Raw genomic sequence first — 18124 nt, 5'->3', positions numbered from 1 at the left:
AGACAATGCAGGTATCCACCAACTACGCTAAATTACAAATAAAAACTGCTTTTTAGTAATTGGGAAACAATTGGAATTTTGTATAAATTTTGATATTAGGAAAAAGGACGATGCCCCATGCTCCATTTTCTCTAAGTCCGTCCAGCAAGTCTGGCAACTACTGTAGTTAACTCAGCTGCCTCAATAGGTTTAGGTAAATGTAGCTGATAACCTTCTTGTATAGCTCGCATCCGATCCTCTGCCCTAGCATAAGCTGTTAACGCTGCGGCTGGAATATTTCCTCCTAGTTCTGGTGGTTGCGATCGCACTTTGCGGATTAAAGAATAACCATCCTCATCGGGCATAGCGATGTCACTGACTAAAACATCTGGTTTCCACTGTGTAATTACCTGTAATGCCTCTTGAACTGATGCTACAGCCTGAACTTCGGCTTGGCACTGTTCGAGGACTGTAGTGATGAAGTCACGGGTATCGGCTTGGTCATCTACAACCAGTACGCGCACGCCAAGGAGGGAGAGGGAGGGAAGAGGAGAGGGCAGGGGGAGAGGCTGCAAGGCTGTGAGGGGAGGACTTTTCAAAAGTGGTAGCTTGACTGTAAACGTTGCTCCTTGCTCTTTACCTGGACTATTTGCGTGGATAGTACCGCCATGTAATTCTACTAAATTACGCACGATCGCTAATCCTAATCCTAATCCACCATAGGTTCTAGTGCTAGAACTATCAGCTTGACGAAAGCGATCAAAGACATAGGGAAGAAAATCAGGGCTGATACCAATGCCTGTGTCAATTACCTGAATTTGGGCATATTGATCCATCGTCTGTTGTTTTTCTTGGTCAGTCACTACAGACAATTGCACCTCTACCCGTCCTCCTCTGGGTGTGAATTTAATGGCATTGGATAGGAGATTCCAGATTATTTGCTGCAAGCGCTCAAAATCCCCGGAAACTAAGAATTGAGAATTTTCACCAAGCAAATTCTCCTCTGAGTGTTGACTGGTTTGGGATTGTACTTCTGAAGATTCTATCTTTTCGTGATTGATTCCTAATCCCAAATCTGAATTTTGCGCGAAAGTGACCACGGGGAGTATCCCCGGTGGCGCATTTCGCGTTTCTTTTGAAGGAATCAGGGAAAATCTTAAATCGATTTCCTTAGATTGGGCGGCGAGGCTAACAGTCTCAATAGCTGACTCAATCATCGGAACCAAATTACAAGTACCAACATTAAGGCGTAACTTGCCTCTCATCATCCGTGATATATCCAGTAGGTCTTCAATTAGCTGGGTTTGCGCCTTAACATTGCGCTCAATTGTCTCCGTAGCCCTAGCCATTTGAGTTTCACTAAGCTTGCCTCGTTTCAGTAATTGCGCCCAGCCAAAGATGGCATTGAGGGGCGATCGCAATTCGTGAGACAATATTCCCAGAAACTCATCTTTCATGCGGTTAGCTTCTTGCAACTGCTCAGTTTGTTGTTGCAAAGAACTAATTAAACTAGCTCGTTCCATTGCGATCGCTATTTGGTCGCATACTGCTTGCATCATCCCCTTTTGATTCTCGGTGAAGCTTAACCGAGTGCGACTGCCAAAAGAAAGAGTACCTAACAGCCGTCCTTGGGCGATCAATGGATATGCATAATAAGCAGTAATACTTAAAGAGCGAATCAATTCTGTTTTCGGGTCAGTAGATTGCTGCACATTCTCTACAGCTATGGAATGGCGTGACAGCGCTACAGTACCGCAAACCCCTTGACCAAATGGTAAGTACTCAATTTCCTTTGCTAGTTCCTGGGAAATGCCACTCGAAGACCTCAACCGCATTACTTGAGAGTTATCCTCAACCAAATAGTTCAAATAAACATCTAAACCTATTTGCTCTCTTAGTTTTCGGTAGACGCTATCGATTAGTAGTACTGGTTCCTGGCTTGATAGTAAATCGTTGGCTGTGTCAAATAGTAGCTTTAGCCTTTTGTAACCTAACGAGAGGGCTTTTTCTGCCTGTTTGAGGTTGCTAATCTCTTGGAACACCAAGATACAGGTAGCCGGATGACCGTGCATTGCTGGTAAGGTATCAGCAAATATTAGTAGAGAGCGTACACCAGATGGAGTGTGCCAGTCTACCTCCAATCCATTCAGGCGTTCGCCAAGGGCAACCCGCACTCCTGGCATTTGTTCATTGGGGATGCGATCGCCTGCCGCATCTGTATAATGATAAACTGTGTGATACTCCTGGGCTGGTACACCTTTGGGAAATTCGCCCCCAGCTAATTCGTTAGCAGAGCGATTGGCAAAAGTTACCCGCGCCGTTCCTGGTTCGATAAACAGCAATGGTCTTGGCATCAGATTTAACACATCCTCCAGCCATTTTTGCTGATTCAAAAGTGCTTCCTCTGTTTGTTTGCGCTCCGTAATATCTAAAAATGCACCAACGCTTCCTCTGGTTTTACCCTCTTCATCAAACAAGGGTGCAACATACTCCAACAGATTGACAATTTTTCCATTTTCATGGACAATTTTCAGTTCACAATCCAGAACTTCCGCACCATGAGCAGCAGAATATTGCATTGGGAGTTCTTCTGCTGACAGTTCTCTTCCGTGGCGGTAGACTTTAAAGCTTGTCGGTTTTTCGTCCAAGGGAGCACTGAGGGAGGCATTTGTATCTGGTAATATCCCCAACTGCTTGGCAAAAGCAGGGTTAACCTTGATATTTTGGCATTCTGGATCTTCGGCAATGCCTATTCCAATGGGAATTACCTCCAACAATGTTTGTAACTCAGTAATGCGGCGCTGTAGATCCTTGTTTAGTTGTAAGATTTTTTCCTTAGCCAGTTTTTGTTCGCTGATATTGCGAGTCACAGTTGCTAAGGCAATTGGTTGACCTGTGTTGTTGTCGGTAACAGTAAAGATATTGTAATCAACTGGTATTGGTTGACCTGTTTGAAGATGCCGAAAGCAGAATTCTCCCTGCCAGCGCCCTTGTAATAGCACAGTCGGCAGTATATATTCTTGAAAATAGGCTTTGTCTTTGGGCATGGCGTAATCTAATACTGCTTTTTGCCTCACTTCATCAAGGCTTGCAAAGCCTACCAGCTTTTGACCTGCATCATTTATGTAGAGTAATTGACCCTCAAGGGTAGCAATGCCGATAAAATCAGAGCTATTTTCTACCAGCGATACTAATTTTTGCTGTTCTGCTTCTGCTTGCTTGCGTTCGCTCAAGTCAAGGATAAACGCTACTGACTCTTCCCGTTTTTCTCCTAGCAGCACGTAACCAACTAAAACTGGGATGCGGCTACCATCTTTGCGGATATATTCTTTCTCATAAGGCGTACAAGCAGCGTTAACATTTGCTTGTGCTTCGGCGACACCTCGCTCATCCAAAGACAGATACTCTGGTGGTGTGATATTGCTCCAACTTAACCTACCTGTTAACAAATCCTCCTGCGTGTAACCAATCATCCTCAGAAATTCGTCGTTTGCCTGCTGGATGCCGCCATACACGTTGCCAAATAGAATGCCGATGACGTTAGAATCTACAAAACTTCTCAGTTTAGCTTCCTGGGTTCTAAGTGCTTCCTGGGCAAGATCGCGCTGTTCGCTGAGGCGTTCAATAACGCTGGCACTTTGCCAAATCAAAATCGTAAAAATCACAATCAGGATGATTGCAAACAGCGACATTGCAAACGCCGGGCCGTATTTTTCTGCTCGTTGACCTTCAACGATTATCCACCCCAATACAAAAGGTACTGCGATCGCGGCAATTAATAAACGACGTGCAAGTAAGCCGCCGTAGGTATCACTTGTAACTACTCTCATTAACCCTTGTTCTGCCCGCGCCCACAGAATTCCCATATTTAGTAAACTGAACAACATAGCTGTATGTAAAGCCATTGATGTTGTATAGGGGGCAAGCCCGTAGAGAGCTTTCACTTTGTAGGCATAGCCCATGAGCGCCTGAAAGGAAATTAAAGTAGCGATCAGTACGATAATCTGAGCATACCAATAACTGCGGTGGTTTTTTGGATGAACCAGAAGTTGTAAGGCGACGCTAACCAGCACAAAGTTCAGTGCTGTGTTCACCCCCATTCGCCCTGGATGCGATGTCGCTATACTAGTTGGCGAATCACGAAAAATTAGCTCGTCAATGCCGAGATTCCAGCCAAACAGATATTGACAGAGTGTGAGCGCAGCAATCGTAGTGACAGCTATTGCACAGACCCTAGAGATTAAAAGAGTGGGAAAGTTGGGGAATAATTTTGTTAGCGCGGCGTAAGCCTTCTCTAAAAGAGGCTTTGCCAACGGCATGGCAACTTTTGGAGAGGCTGCGCGAACGTCATTTTGAATTTTGAATTTTGAATTGTTTTCTTCCCCTGTTGAAAACAACCACAGCGATATACCACACAGCACAAAACACAGCGCTGTGTTGACTTTCATTGTGGCAAGGCTATCAGGGAAGCCGCGCTTAAGAACTTCAATGCCAAAACACCAACCAACTAGTACCAAGCTGCCAACAAAAACAGCGATCGCACTTGCGACTTTTGCCACAAGTGAATTTGTAGGGATTTTAAATATATCTTGCAGCCGCAAGCGGTTAATATTTAACATCAAGTATTCTCTAACCGCATCTATCTAGCGTATTAAACTACCGTATTTCTTACAGTTTAATCACCTCTATCTTTTGTATTGTATGTTTGCCATTGACTTACTTTTCATCTATCTTTATGCATATTTTGTGTTCCAGAATTGAGAATTAGAAATAATGTTGGTTAAAAAACTATCTTTGTGAATATTTCAGAATTGCAGGCTACGTTGCTTACCATCATCTTGGAAACGTTGCTCTCCAACACCAACAAGTTCTACAATCACTTCACGTGGTGGAGGTGTCCATTCCCCAACTCTCGCTCCAATTTCCACTACTGTTTGGTTTGCCTCTGTAAATACGATTATATTTGTTAGCGAAAAATGTTTATCTTGATCGTTTGTGTGCCCATCATCTTCAAATAGCTGATATTCGTTATTACCAGGCCAAATCCGTAATTTCATCTCGTCGAGTGGGGCTTGATCAACGTATTGCCTGACAGGTTGCATGGGAACGATCGCACCGCTACGAACATACAATGGCATTCTTTCTAGTGGTGCATGAGCAAGAATGTGAATCGGGCCTTCATAACTCTCACCACTCCACCAATCATACCAAGTGCCAGCAGGTAAGTAGACAGCTCGATGCTCAACTCCAGGGCGATAAATTGGCGCAGCCATCAGCGACGCACCTAGTAATACTTGATCGTAGAGGCTATAAGTTTTCGGATCATTAGGGAAATGGTACAATAATGGTCTTAAAATTGGTGCGCCTGTTGTTACCGCTTCCCAAAAAAGATTATAAATGTAGGGAAGTAATTGGTAGCGTAAATTAATATATTCTCTACAGATATTTTCAACGCGATCGCCAAATACCCAAGGTTCATGACGAGCAGTAGACATGGCCGAGTGACCGCGCATTAATGGGTAAAGCATTCCTACCTGCATCCACCGAGCGAATAATTCACCTGTAGCGTTACCAGCAAACCCGCCAATATCGCAACCCACAAACCCCACACCCGAAAGTCCCATATTGCAAAGCATCGGCAGAGACATTTCTAAATGCTCCCACAACGATTGGTTATCCCCCATCCACACAGAAGACCAGCGTTGCACACCAGCATAACCCGATCGCGTTAACACAAATGATCGCTCTGAACCTCGATGTCTTTCCAACCCTTCATAGCAAGCCTTAGCCATCATCAACCCATACAAGTTATGCACTTCCGTATGAGTCACATCAATTTCTAATTTTGTTAGCGCAGCGTTAGCGAGTCCGCGAGCGTCATTTTGAATTTTGAATTTTGAATTCTCTCCCCCCTGCGGTGCATCAAGTGGAAACCAAATCTTTTCACCATCATCGCCGAAAGGGCGATCATTTATGGCGGGTTCGTTCATATCATTCCAAATGCCTGCCACCCCAATATCAGTTAGGCTTTTGTGTAAATCAGCCCACCAGTTAGACACATCAGGACGTAAAAAGTCAGGAAAAACAGCTTTCTCTGGCCAAACATAGCCGTGGAACAACGTACCATCAGCTTTACGCACAAAATAGTCTTTTTCTATTCCTTGGTCAAAAACATGATAATTGCCTTCTGGTTCATACTTAACACCAGGGTCAATAATTGTGACTGTTTTGAAACCATCCTTTGCTAAATCACTAATAAGTTTTGCCGAGTTGGGGAAGCGCTGTTTACTCCAAGTGAACACTCTATAACCCTGCATATAGTCAATATCCAAGTGAATAACATCACAAGGAATGCGACGCTGACGAAATTCTTGCGCCAGTTCCCGCACAACGGTTTCTGAATCGTAACTCCAGCGACATTGATGATAACCTAGCGCCCATTTCGGCGGTAATGGCATTCTCCCAGTTAACTGAGTGTAAGTCTCCAAGATTTGGGCTGGTTCGGGGCCATAGATAATGTAATAATCCAATTCACCGCCACGAGTTTCCATCTTCCAAATACCTGGTTGTTCAGCACCAATATCGAACTGACTCCAAAAAGTAGTGTTGAAAAAGATGCCATAGCCTAACTCTGGGCGCAAAGCCATAAAGAATGGAATTGCTTGATACATTTCATCAGTAAGTGCATCATAATCTAAGGCATCCGTTGTCCAGTTGGTTTTTACCTCGCTGAGTTTATCCAGAAAACCTGTACGTTCACCAAAGCCATAGAAATGTTCGTCGGCTACAATTTCTTTCCACCCCGCAGTTGCGCCCATCCGCCAACCTATACCCATCTCTGCATCTTGGGCGAACGGACGATTATTTTTGTCAAAACAAGCAATGCGACACTTTTCTCGCTGGACGCACACCCGAATCTGTGCTGTTTCAATTTCTACCGTTGCTTCAGTTTCTTGCACTGTAAAAGGTGTTGTTACCCATTCTGCATCATCTACCGTCACTGCCCAAGAACGGCGGGGCATAAATTGCCCAGTTAGTGCAAAACGCACCCGGACTAAATTGGGAGCAAGTACGCTGATAGTAAGGCGTGAGTTGTCACAGTCTAAATTAATAATATTATTGTCCCACGTTACAGCTTTTACATTGCCGATGCTTGTCCAAGGTTGGTTAGTAGTGGGTAGTTTTCCGAAATATTGCGGCATATCAGTTATTAAGTGGGTTAAAACTTGTCCGCATTTATGATTACAGAGATATTCAGCCTTAAACTCTTTCTTTCGCTAGATGTTGGGTAAAAAGTTAGTAGATATTTATTACCAAGAGTGGTTTTTGTAATGCACAAGTTGTTGCTATATAGCAGTTCTCAGTTGAGTGCAATACAGACCTAACCCCAGCCCCTTCCCTACTAGCGTTGGGGAGTAAAGTTCAAAGCCTCTCTCCTCTTAGACTACGGTGTACACACAAGTCTGAAGTTGTTCAAGAATCTGGGTTTTACCCCACCCTAACCACTGCTTGAATTCAATGAACGACCAGCCGAATTCAATAAACGACCAGCCGAATTCAATAAACGACCACCCGAATTCAATAAACGACCACCCGAATTCAATAAACGACCACCCGAATTCAATAAACGACTACCCGAATTCAATAAACGACTACCCGAATTCAATAAACGACTACCCGAATTCAATAAACGACCATCCGAATTCAATATATTTATTGCATAAATTCTCAAAACCTCACCCCAAACCTGATTTACTAAGGTTTTAGCTTTAGTTTTACCCCACCCTAACCATCACTGCGATTAAGTAGGTAGTCTTTGGGATTTAAGAAGAAATTCGACTTGTGTGTACACGGTAGCCTTTTAGGAGAGAGGAATGGAAGTGAGGTCAGACGTATTGCATCCAAAGGAGAACCGCTACATAACAGTTCTAAATCATTTGTAAAAATAAATTAACCGCAGAAAACGCAGACAGGGGAATCGGAGATTTTTACGATTCATTTAGATTGCTATACCAAATCATAAATTATCTACTCCAGAGTCGAATGTTTTACAAAATAATTTAAGTTTTCCTGCAATATAAACTTCTGACGATTTCATCCCCTCTTAAGCATATTTCTATGTCTATCATGATATAGATACATTATTTACAATTAATAGTCTAGGCTTATACAATAACAAGCTGGAATACACATCTTAGCTTAGTTGTGGTGCGGATTAAAGACACATAAAGGCACAATCAGAAAAGGAAAAATATAAAAATATTTTTCCTTCTTCTTCTGTCATTACTCTTAGCTCCATAATTTTCTTTCCAGCAGCTAAATTTGGCTTGAGACTCTAAAAAAATATGCAAAATGACTCTGGTAAAACAATTTCTATTTGGATGACAACGGCAGAAGTCCCAGATAAACTCGTGCTTACCGAAAATACTTATGCAGATGTCTGCGTTATTGGTGCTGGGATAGCAGGGATGTCAACTGCCTATATGTTAACCCGCGCAGGTAAATCAGTGATCGTACTGGATGATGGCCCCATTGGTGGCGGTCAAACATCAAGAACAACAGCACACGTATCGAATGTGCTAAGTTATGGTTACCACGAACTGGAGCAAATGCACGGTAAAGAAGGTGCAAAACATATTGCTCAAAGTCATGTTACAGCAATTAATACTATAGAGGCGATCGCTACCCAAGAAAACATTAACTGCGACTTTGAGCGACTTGACGGCTATCTTTTTCCCCCAGACCTAAAATCAATAGATGAGATTCAGCAGGAATTAGAAGCAGTACACCGGGCTGGACTTACTGATGTTGAAATGGTGACAAAAGCGCCGTTGCCTGATTTTGATACAGGAATGTGCCTACGCTTTCCCCGACAAGGGCAATTTGATCCACTAAAATATCTAGCTGGGCTTGCAGAAGCCATAGAACGCCGTGGCGGTAAAATTTATACTGGCACACACGTTGAAAAAATTAAAGGTGGTTTACCCGCCCGCGTTGAGACGAGCAGTGGTAAAGTTGTGACAGCCGATGCTGTAGTGGTAGCAACCAACTCACCCATCAGTAACTTAGCTACTATGCACTTCAAGCAGGCTCCATACATCACCTTTGTCATCGGTGCAAAAGTGCCTCGCGGTTCTGTTCCCAAAGCGCTTTATTGGGATACCCTAGACCCTTACCATTACGTAAGGTTACAAAGCATTGACGAACAATATGATGTATTAATCGTTGGCGGCGAAGACCACAAAACCGGACAAGCTGACGATGCCGATGCCCGCTATGCCAGACTCCAAACATGGACACGAGAACGTTTCCCAATGGCACAGGAGATTTTATTTCGCTGGTCGGGTCAGGTAATGAATTCTGATGATGGTATTGCTTACATTGGCAAAAACCCCTTTGATGAGGAAAACGTCTATATCGTTACTGGTGATACAGGCATAGGAATGACCCACGGCACGATCGCAGGTATACTTTTAACTGACTTGATTTTAGGGCGAAAGAATACCTGGGCAGAGCTTTATGACCCATCGCGTATCAGAATTGGTGGAGTAGGTGATTTTATCTCTGAAAATCTCAACGTTGCTACCCAATATTTAGACTGGGTGACACCAGGTGATGTTGATTCTGTTGAAAAAGTTGCTCCCGGTACAGGTGCAGTAGTGCGGCGTGGTTTGACAAAAATTGCAGCTTACCGAGATGAAAACGGCACACTACACGAACATTCTGCAATCTGTACCCACCTCAACTGTATCGTTGCCTGGAATTCTTCAGAAAACACCTGGGATTGCCCATGTCATGGTTCACGGTTTGATACGCAGGGAAAGGTAATTAACGGCCCGGCGATTAATGGACTGGCATCAACGGAAAATACTTGACATCCTCTCACCGAAGAGGCAGGGGAGAAGGCAATACCGTTCGGTTAAGGAATTTCTTGGTTGAGGTAGGTAAGGGGAGCAGGGGGAGAAGAGAAGCAGGGGGAGATAAGAATAGCTGAACAGATATCTCTTGCCTCCCCTACCTCCCCTGCTTCCCCTGCCTCCCCTGCTTCCCCTGCTTCCCCTGCCTCCTCTGCTTATATCATTGACTTATTACATTAAATATGATATTTTATGTTGCTATCAGATAAAAATCATATATAAACGTGAATATCTCTCCATCTATCAAAAAACCGCGTGTCTCATGGCAGGCGGTTTTCTCACTGCTCATGTTTGTGTTCATGTACTTGCCCATACTAGTACTTAGCTTTTATAGCTTTAATCAGTCACCTTACAGCGCAACTTGGCAAGGATTTACTCTCGATTGGTATCGCAAGTTATTCAATGACGATCGCATCTTATCAGCTTTGCAAAACAGTATGATAGTTGCTGGTTGTGCAGTCGGGATTTCAGCAGTGCTGGGAACCTTAATGGCGGTTGGGTTGGCGCGTTACCAATTTCCTGGGAAGAAATTGTATCGAGGTGTTGCTTACCTACCATTGATTATTCCCGATATTGCGATCGCAGTGGCTACCCTAGTATGTCTAGCAGCCTTTGCCATACCCCTAAGTTTATGGACAATAGTTGCAGCCCATATCGTATTTTGTCTTGCTTATGTTGGACTTGTAGTTAGTTCACGACTTACCAATTTAGATCCTCACTTAGAAGAAGCAGCACTAGATTTAGGTGCTACACCAACGCAAGCTTTCATTGAAGTATTATTACCTCAATTGATGCCTGGGATTGTCGCTGGTTGTCTTTTAGCCTTTGTCCTCAGCTTAGATGACTTTCTCATTGCCAGTTTTACTGCTGGTAGTGGTTCTAACACCTTGCCAATGGAGATTTTTAGCCGCATTAGAACAGGAGTCAAGCCTGATATTAACGCATTAAGTGTAATGTTGATTACAGTATCTGCGATCGCGGCTCTTGTAGCTGAATTAATTCGCATTTCTGGAGAGAATAAAAGCTGAAAATAAAAATCCCAATTAGTAATAAACATTATGGACGAGTTGGCTCTCCATGAACTTTTTAAGTGGGAAACAAAAGCTATATTAAAAGAGACGTTGCGATGTAACGCCTCTACATCCGTTATACTGATGTATTCATATTTACTAATATTTTAAAACGCTACAATATTAGGATTTATTTATATTTCTGCCTTCGTATGGAAGGAAATTTAAGCACATAAATAAACTTCCGTGTTCGCTTCTCTACATAACTGTTTTCAATTAGATAATATTGGGGCTAACTTTGGAGAAGATGCTATTTTCACCTCATTATGCAAATCTGCCAAAATCCCAATTGCTCAAATCCATTCAACTCTGATAGCAATAGATTTTGCGTGAGTTGCGGACAAAGCAACTTTGGCAAACTTCTAAGAAACCGTTACCGTGTATTGAGACTTCTAGGTGAAGGTGGATTTAGTAGAACCTATGCTACAGAAGATGTAGACAGACTAAACGCGCCTTGCGTCATCAAGCAATTTTTTCCGCAGTTTCAGGGAACAGGACAACGTACAAAAGCAGCAGAGTTTTTCAAAGAAGAGGCTTTTCGGTTGTATGAACTGGGAGAAAATCATACCCAAATTCCCCGATTACTAGCTTATTTTGAACAAGGTGCTAGCTTATATCTCGTACAAGAATTTATTCAAGGAAAAACTCTCTTACAGGAAGTTCAGCAACAAATATATAGTGAAAAACAAGTTTGGCAACTTTTAACTGACTTATTGCCAGTACTGCAATTTATTCATACTCATAATGTCATTCATCGGGATATTAAACCAGAAAATATTATCCGCCGTGCAAGTGATCAAAAACCCGTATTAATTGACTTTGGCGGTGCTAAACAGGTAACACAAACTAGTTTAGGAAGACAAGCTACAGTAATTTATACCCTTGGTTATGCCCCAACAGAACAAATGGCTGGATTTGCTTGTCACGGCAGCGATTTGTATGCTTTGGGTGTAACTTGCGTGCGTCTTTTAACTCGATGTTTACCGTTGCAGGATGCTTCTGGACAAATTACTGATCCTATTTATGATGCCATGAATGCTAAGTGGTTGTGGCGTGAACGTTTACAAGAAAAAGGTATTACTCTCAGCGACGACTTAGGAAAAATTTTAGATAAATTATTAAAACATCTACCGAGTGAAAGATATCAAACAGCAGTAGAAGTTATTAATGATTTGAAGTTTGCAACATTGAACATTGAACCTGTTGCCCTTAAAATTGTTTCGATGTCCCAACCCATATTACCGCCGCTACCACAAAAAGTAATAGTACCATTACCCCCCTTAGAAACCTTTGAATTTGATGTAGTAACAGTAGACACAGGTGGTAGAGAAGTAAACCGCATCAGTTGTAATGCAAACTTTTTTGCCGAAGAATTGGGTAAATCTGTCACATTAGAAATGGTATCGATTCCTGGTGGTACTTACATGATGGGTTCACCGGAGTTTGAAGGAGATGCTGACGAACGCCCTCGACACAAAGTTACCGTCGAACCATTTTTTATGGGGAAATTTCCCATAACTCAAGCACAGTGGAGAGTAGTAGCCGCTTTCCCCAAAGTCAAACAAGCTTTAAATCCCAATCCATCAAAATTCAAAGGTTTAGATAGACCAGTAGAAAATGTATCCTGGCATGAAGCTGTAGAATTCTGTCTTAGACTATCAGAAAAAACTGGACGCGACTATCGTTTACCCAGTGAGGCTGAATGGGAATATGCTTGTCGGGCTGGAACTACAACATCTTTCCACTTTGGTGAAGCCATTACCTCTGAGTTAGTCAGTTGCACTATCGAACCAAAAAGCAAATTCCGTAAAGAAACAACAAACGTCGGTAGTTTTGAAGTCGCCAACGCCTTTGGATTGTATGATATGCACGGGCTAGTTTGGGAATGGTGCGCTGATTCGTGGCACAACAATTACAGCGACGCACCCTCAGATGGAACAGCCTGGGAAGTTGGCGGTGATATTAATCGCCGAGTGTTACGCGGTGGTTCTTGGAGTTTCAATGCAGAACTGTGTCGCAGCGCTAGCCGTAGCTGGAATGAGTCAGACGGTGGGCTGAGGGTTTGTGGCTTTAGAGTAGTATTTTCTGTAGAGGAGATTATTTAGCAATTTAATTCAGCGCTGCATAAATTATGAAAGACAAAATTGAGAAAGGTGACATAGTACTTATAAATAAAACTGGAAAATATCATAATCAAGTGGGTGAAGTTATTGAAGTTGATTACAATATTTTCTTTGTCAAAATAGTGATAGTAAAGTTAGGTAATCAAGAAGAAGCCTTTGAAGAAAAAGATTTAAAATTAAAAAGTAAAAAGCCGAGTGTTGAAGAAGTCATTACGTCAATAGATAAAATTCTAGAAATAGTTGAGCAGTTTCTTAACTTGCCGATAAAAGAGAAAGTAGAGTTACCCAACCGTCTGAAATACCTTAAATTAGATATTCCTAAACTTGATAAACAGGTGATTCAAAAAAACTTCGACAATATAGATAAAATACTGGCAGCCGCAAGAGAAGCAAACTCATCAGCAAGCTTTTGGCAAGAAATAGATCCTAATTTGGAGAAAATAAGCTGGTGGATTAGAACAAGCTTGTAAAGCAAAAACTTTTCAGTAGGGACGCACAGCTAGCTGTATGCCCCCTACCAATTTACAAATAATTTGGAATAATTTATTTTTTGCAAGTCCCTAATGGGAGAACTGCCGCCTCAAGACTAGCGGCAGCAGTCAATGAGTAGCATTTATAGCCAGAGGTTGGAAACGAGGTTTTGGCATTGGACATAATTAAACGTAACTATATTTTTATCGTGTTTTATGTCTAATGCCTTATGCCTGATATTTTCTACTCTATTATAAGCAGTGATCTTTATTTTTACCCACTACTTAAACTTATCTTTGTAACTATACAAATTAAATCTTGGTATTAACTTAGCTTTTGCTCAATATAAAGTTTCAAAAAATATTCTTTTATGTTTTGAGAGTATTTCTTTAGTGGTAATACTTAAGCTTTTAAATTAATAAAGAGCATTTGTTCGATAAAATAAACTAAAAATGTAAGGGTATGTATGCGGTTTTCTAAATTTGCAGGAATTCTTGGTTGTACAACAGCAGCTTTTATATTAATTGCACCCATAGAGGTAGAAGCTGCAACTTTTAAAGTGATATCTGGAGTCACCAGTATAGATCACGATCACGAGGATATTCTTAGAAATATCGGGCTAACCTTGACAGGTGCTAATCATACAGTCGCACCAATTCCCAGCAATTATTTGGTTGGCTTCAACATCGACTCAGCCACCAACTTTACGTTCAGTGATCAGGGCGGTTTTACTCCGCTCTCAGGGACAATCGAGCAAACTGGTACTGTTACTTTCAATAATCAAATTACTGTTGGTGAGTTTTCAATAGGTTTTGCTCCGGGACGTACTATCAAAGATGCTAGCGGATTTGTTTTAAGAGACACATTTTCTTTAGATACAATTTTGTTTGATTTGAGTCTTTCAGAACCTGTGGCATTTGATGGTAAAAATTTAACTATCCCTGATGTTAAATTGCTGGTTTCTCCAGAGTTTGCCAAAATACTAGGAAACCCGGACTTGACAGGTTTATTTGCTGGAACTGCACGAATTGATGCTCAAGTTGCTGCCGTACCCGAATCTGATAGTGTGCTAGCAGTTTTGGCAGTGGGTGCGGCTCTCTTGGCAACTAGATTTTATCCTCGAAAAATTAAATACACTTGATATCTTGAAGCATGGCTAAATGCTTATCAACCGGTGCGAGGGTATTCGCAGCAATCAGCCCACTGGCGGCGACTGCTGGTAAACCAATACCGGGAAATGTCGAGTCTCCACAGCACATCAGCCCTGGTAGAGGTGTGCCGGGACCAGGAAACATACCACTTCCAGCCTGAATTGCTGGGCCATAGGAACCTTGGTGACGGCGAAGATAACGCTCGTGGGTTAGAGGTGTACCAACAAGTGTGACTTCACAACGAGAGCGAATATCTGGAATGACCCTTTCCAAAGCTTGCCACATTACTTCTGCACGCGATCGCTTTTGTTGGGCATATTCTTGATTCCTCCTATCCATTCCCTGCCAGATAGCATACGGCTCATTACCAGGAGTATAAACATGAATTACGTGCTTACCTGCTGGCGCTAAGGATGGATCCAGAACTGAAGGAATTGATATCACTACAACATTCTGAGGTGCTGTTATGCCCAATTCCCAGTTATTAACCACGATGTAATGACACCGCAAATTTGATTGTAATGCTTGAGCATCAATGCCCAAATGTAGATGCATAAAGCTATCACATTCAGGTGTCGCCTGTCGTTTAGTGCGGTACTTTTTGGGTATCGCCTTTTCTGGTAGTAACTTCAGTGTGTCCCAAACCGATGCATTAGAAATTACTGCCCGCCGCGCTCGAATTTCGGAGCGATCGCGCAGACGCACACCCACCGCACGATTACCTTCTACAAGCACTTCTTCCACATGAGCGCCTAGAATCAACTTCCCACCGTGACGCTCCAACCCTTGTACAAGGGTGTCAACTAAAGCACCACTACCACCAATGGGATATTCAAGTATTGCATCTGGGCGATACCAGTCCGCAAACATAAATCCTACCTCTGCGGCACTAGTGCCATCTGCGGGTAATCCAGAAAGTAGGAAACACAGCAAATTCAGCCAGTTTCGGGTAAAAGGATCTTTAACAACCCCATCCATAATTCGGCTGAAGGGGCCCGTCAGCTTAATTATATTCGCCAGATTTTTTGTCAGAGATGGGAGAAATGGGCCCACAGTTCTAGCTGCACCAAAATCAAAGCGTAATGCGGCTGGTGGTATGGAAGTTGCTGCACTAGCAAATGGTTCCATAATGCGCTGGAGTTCCTGCCATTCAGCAACAGCATCATTACCACAGAATCTCATCAGCACTTCACAAAATTGCTCCGCACCAACCGACGTATCAAAATCACCTTCTGGTACACAACAACCCCAAGTATCGTAGGTTACACATGGTAATTCAGAACCAATTGCATCTAACACTTGTCGCAAAGGATTGGCAGAGGGGCTGTAAGATAGTCCAGAGTAGAGAGACGGGCCCGAGTCAAACTTGAAACCATTGCGCTCAAAAGCATGGGCAGCACCTCCAGCAATGGAGTGACTTTCGCAGACTATTACATCAAAGCCATATCGTGCCAAAACAGCAGCACAACTCAAACCGCCAATACCGCTACCAATGACAACTACATCTGTAACTTGCATATATGTTTGCAACAATAAAGTGAGCTACTCAGACTGCCTACGGGTGGGGACTTCCGCGTACTGTTAGAACAGGTGTGGAAACTTGGATAATATCATTCGCTCCTCCATCCATAAACCGCTCTAATTAGTTAATATCATCACAAACGATGAACATTAAACCGCCAGTGCCGCATTCTTCAAATTAAAGGGTTGATTCACACAGGCTAATGAGAAGCTTAAACTAGTAACTAAGTTGACCCAAGCTAAAGTAAAACTTCTGACTTAGCACTAGGGATTGGGGATTGGGGACTAGAAAAAGAAGACAAGGAGAAAAATAATAACTCTTCATGACTAACGACTAATGACTAACGACTAATGACCAATGACTAACTCATATTGGAGAAAGGAATTTGAAAAATCAGCAATTTGGAAATTGGCAAAGCACAGTTTTAGGAATTGTGTTAGCAACACTAGTGGTTCTGGGACTAAATTCCTTTATCATTATTAACCCAGGACAAGCAGGAGTGATCAGCATTTTGGGTAAAGCGAGAGATGGGGCATTATTGGAAGGGATTCATGCAAAACCGCCTTTTATCTCAGTGATAGATGTGTATGATTTGACTGTGCAGAAATTTGAAGTTCCGGCAGAGAGTTCCACTAAAGATTTGCAAAATTTATCTGCGAGATTTGCGATCAACTTTCGCCTCGATCCCATTAAGGTAGTTGAAGTTAGAAGGAAACAAGGAACCTTAGCAAATATTGTATCGAAAATCATTGCACCACAGACCCAAGAAGCCTTTAAAATTGCAGCCGCTAGAAGAACAGTAGAAGAAGCAATTACTAAAAGAAGTGAGTTGAAAGAAGACTTTGATGAAGCCCTAGGCGATCGCTTAGACAAATATGGGATAATTGTGTTAGATACTAGCGTAGTTGATTTAGCATTCTCACCAGAATTTGCAAGAGCTGTGGAAGAAAAACAAATTGCTGAACAACGAGCGCAAAGAGCCGTTTATGTAGCACGGGAAGCAGAACAAGAAGCACAAGCAGATGTGAATCGCGCTAAAGGTAGGGCAGAAGCTCAAAGACTTTTAGCAGAGACACTCAAAGCCCAAGGGGGGCAGTTAGTTCTGCAAAAAGAAGCAATTGAAGCTTGGAGAACTGGCGGCGCTCAAATGCCCAAAGTCCTTGTTATGGGTGGTGACTCAAAAGGCGGTGTCCCCTTCATATTTAACCTTGGAAATGTCCAAAATCAACCGTAAAAAGAGTAGGCATTAGATAATAAAGTCCAGAATTATGGAATTTGCTTTGGCCTCATACAAATTCCATAGCACTTGGACGATTTGCAATCCAAAATCTAAAATCAAAAATAGTATAAGTTGGGCTAGTACCAACTCTAACACAATCGAAAACCCAACAAGTCAATAATCGAAGTTTATGTCAACCCCCAATCCTCAAAATCTCACCGCCGAAGAAGCGAAAAAATTACTGAATAAATTCAACTGTCTAGACATTGCCCCTATCCTCAAGTCATCAGAAAAAGCAGTAATTCGTGATGCCCTAATTTTGATCACCAAGCTTGCTGATTACCAAATTTTAGGAATTTGTGCTGATACAGCAGAAGAAGGAATATTGGCAATGAAGACCTATTCTCTGGCTTTGGGTTATGAACCACCAGACAATTTACTTACACCTGAAGGGCCAGTTTATATAAAATTAAATGGTAAAAATGGCTTGTGTTATCTCGATTCTTATGCTGGACATCATCGTGGCGTATTAGTTTCTTGTCAGTCTTACCACGAAGACGGAATAAACGAAATGTATGGACATCTCCCCTTGGATTTATTTGTATAGAATTCGGCAAATGTAGGTAAGGTATGTGCTTTACCTACTAGCTAACGATCAATGAAAAATTACTA

General features: G+C 42.3%; 10 protein-coding genes. 7 read left to right on the top strand and 3 right to left on the bottom strand.

Features of this window, described 5'->3' with window-relative positions; all coding sequences use genetic code 11:
- Nucleotides 1-131: 131 nt before the first annotated feature.
- Together H6G96_RS12235 and H6G96_RS12230 are read right to left on the bottom strand one after the other, a co-directional pair.
- Nucleotides 132-4598: a PAS domain S-box protein gene (locus H6G96_RS12235; protein WP_190911702.1), complete on the bottom strand. Its 4467-nt coding sequence runs from the start codon at nucleotides 4596-4598 to the stop codon at nucleotides 132-134.
- Between the two features lie 186 nt (nucleotides 4599-4784).
- Nucleotides 4785-7181 (bottom strand): glycoside hydrolase family 31 protein, encoded by a 2397-nt coding sequence (locus H6G96_RS12230; protein WP_190911701.1) that lies wholly within the window; start codon nucleotides 7179-7181, stop codon nucleotides 4785-4787.
- 1143 nt (nucleotides 7182-8324) lie between these two features.
- Here H6G96_RS12230 and H6G96_RS12225 point away from each other — a divergent pair.
- The 5 genes from H6G96_RS12225 (at nucleotide 8325) to H6G96_RS12205 (ending at nucleotide 14701) form a co-directional block, all read left to right on the top strand.
- Nucleotides 8325-9854 (top strand): FAD-dependent oxidoreductase, encoded by a 1530-nt coding sequence (locus H6G96_RS12225; protein WP_190911700.1) that lies wholly within the window; start codon nucleotides 8325-8327, stop codon nucleotides 9852-9854.
- Between the two features lie 266 nt (nucleotides 9855-10120).
- Nucleotides 10121-10924: an ABC transporter permease subunit gene (locus tag H6G96_RS12220; protein WP_190911699.1), complete on the top strand. Its 804-nt coding sequence runs from the start codon at nucleotides 10121-10123 to the stop codon at nucleotides 10922-10924.
- A gap of 308 nt (nucleotides 10925-11232) precedes the next feature.
- On the top strand, nucleotides 11233-13071 hold the full coding sequence (locus H6G96_RS12215; protein ID WP_190911698.1) for a bifunctional serine/threonine-protein kinase/formylglycine-generating enzyme family protein: 1839 nt from the start codon (nucleotides 11233-11235) through the stop codon (nucleotides 13069-13071).
- A gap of 26 nt (nucleotides 13072-13097) precedes the next feature.
- On the top strand, nucleotides 13098-13559 hold the full coding sequence (locus H6G96_RS12210) for a hypothetical protein (protein WP_190911697.1): 462 nt from the start codon (nucleotides 13098-13100) through the stop codon (nucleotides 13557-13559).
- A gap of 467 nt (nucleotides 13560-14026) precedes the next feature.
- On the top strand, nucleotides 14027-14701 hold the full coding sequence (locus H6G96_RS12205) for a hypothetical protein (RefSeq protein WP_190911696.1): 675 nt from the start codon (nucleotides 14027-14029) through the stop codon (nucleotides 14699-14701).
- Here H6G96_RS12205 and H6G96_RS12200 read toward each other — a convergent pair.
- Nucleotides 14688-16229: an NAD(P)/FAD-dependent oxidoreductase gene (locus H6G96_RS12200; protein WP_190911695.1), complete on the bottom strand. Its 1542-nt coding sequence runs from the start codon at nucleotides 16227-16229 to the stop codon at nucleotides 14688-14690. The two genes, H6G96_RS12205 and H6G96_RS12200, sit on opposite strands and share 14 nt — an antisense overlap.
- 389 nt (nucleotides 16230-16618) lie before the next feature.
- Here H6G96_RS12200 and H6G96_RS12195 point away from each other — a divergent pair, with 389 nt between their 5' ends.
- Together H6G96_RS12195 and H6G96_RS12190 are read left to right on the top strand one after the other, a co-directional pair.
- Entirely contained in the window at nucleotides 16619-17467 is an 849-nt protein-coding gene (locus H6G96_RS12195) for a prohibitin family protein (protein ID WP_190911694.1), read from the top strand.
- Nucleotides 17468-17642: 175 nt separating this feature from the next.
- A complete protein-coding gene (locus H6G96_RS12190) occupies nucleotides 17643-18059 on the top strand; it encodes a DUF1824 family protein (protein ID WP_190911693.1) in 417 nt (138 codons plus the stop codon).
- The last annotated feature ends 65 nt before the right edge of the window (nucleotides 18060-18124 follow it).

Origin of the sequence: Nostoc sp. FACHB-892 (genome assembly GCF_014698795.1) — a bacterium.
In the GTDB taxonomy this organism is placed as follows: domain Bacteria; phylum Cyanobacteriota; class Cyanobacteriia; order Cyanobacteriales; family Nostocaceae; genus Nostoc.
The sequence above is the reverse complement of the archived record's forward strand: the minus strand, read 5'-3'. Positions and strand labels throughout refer to the sequence as shown.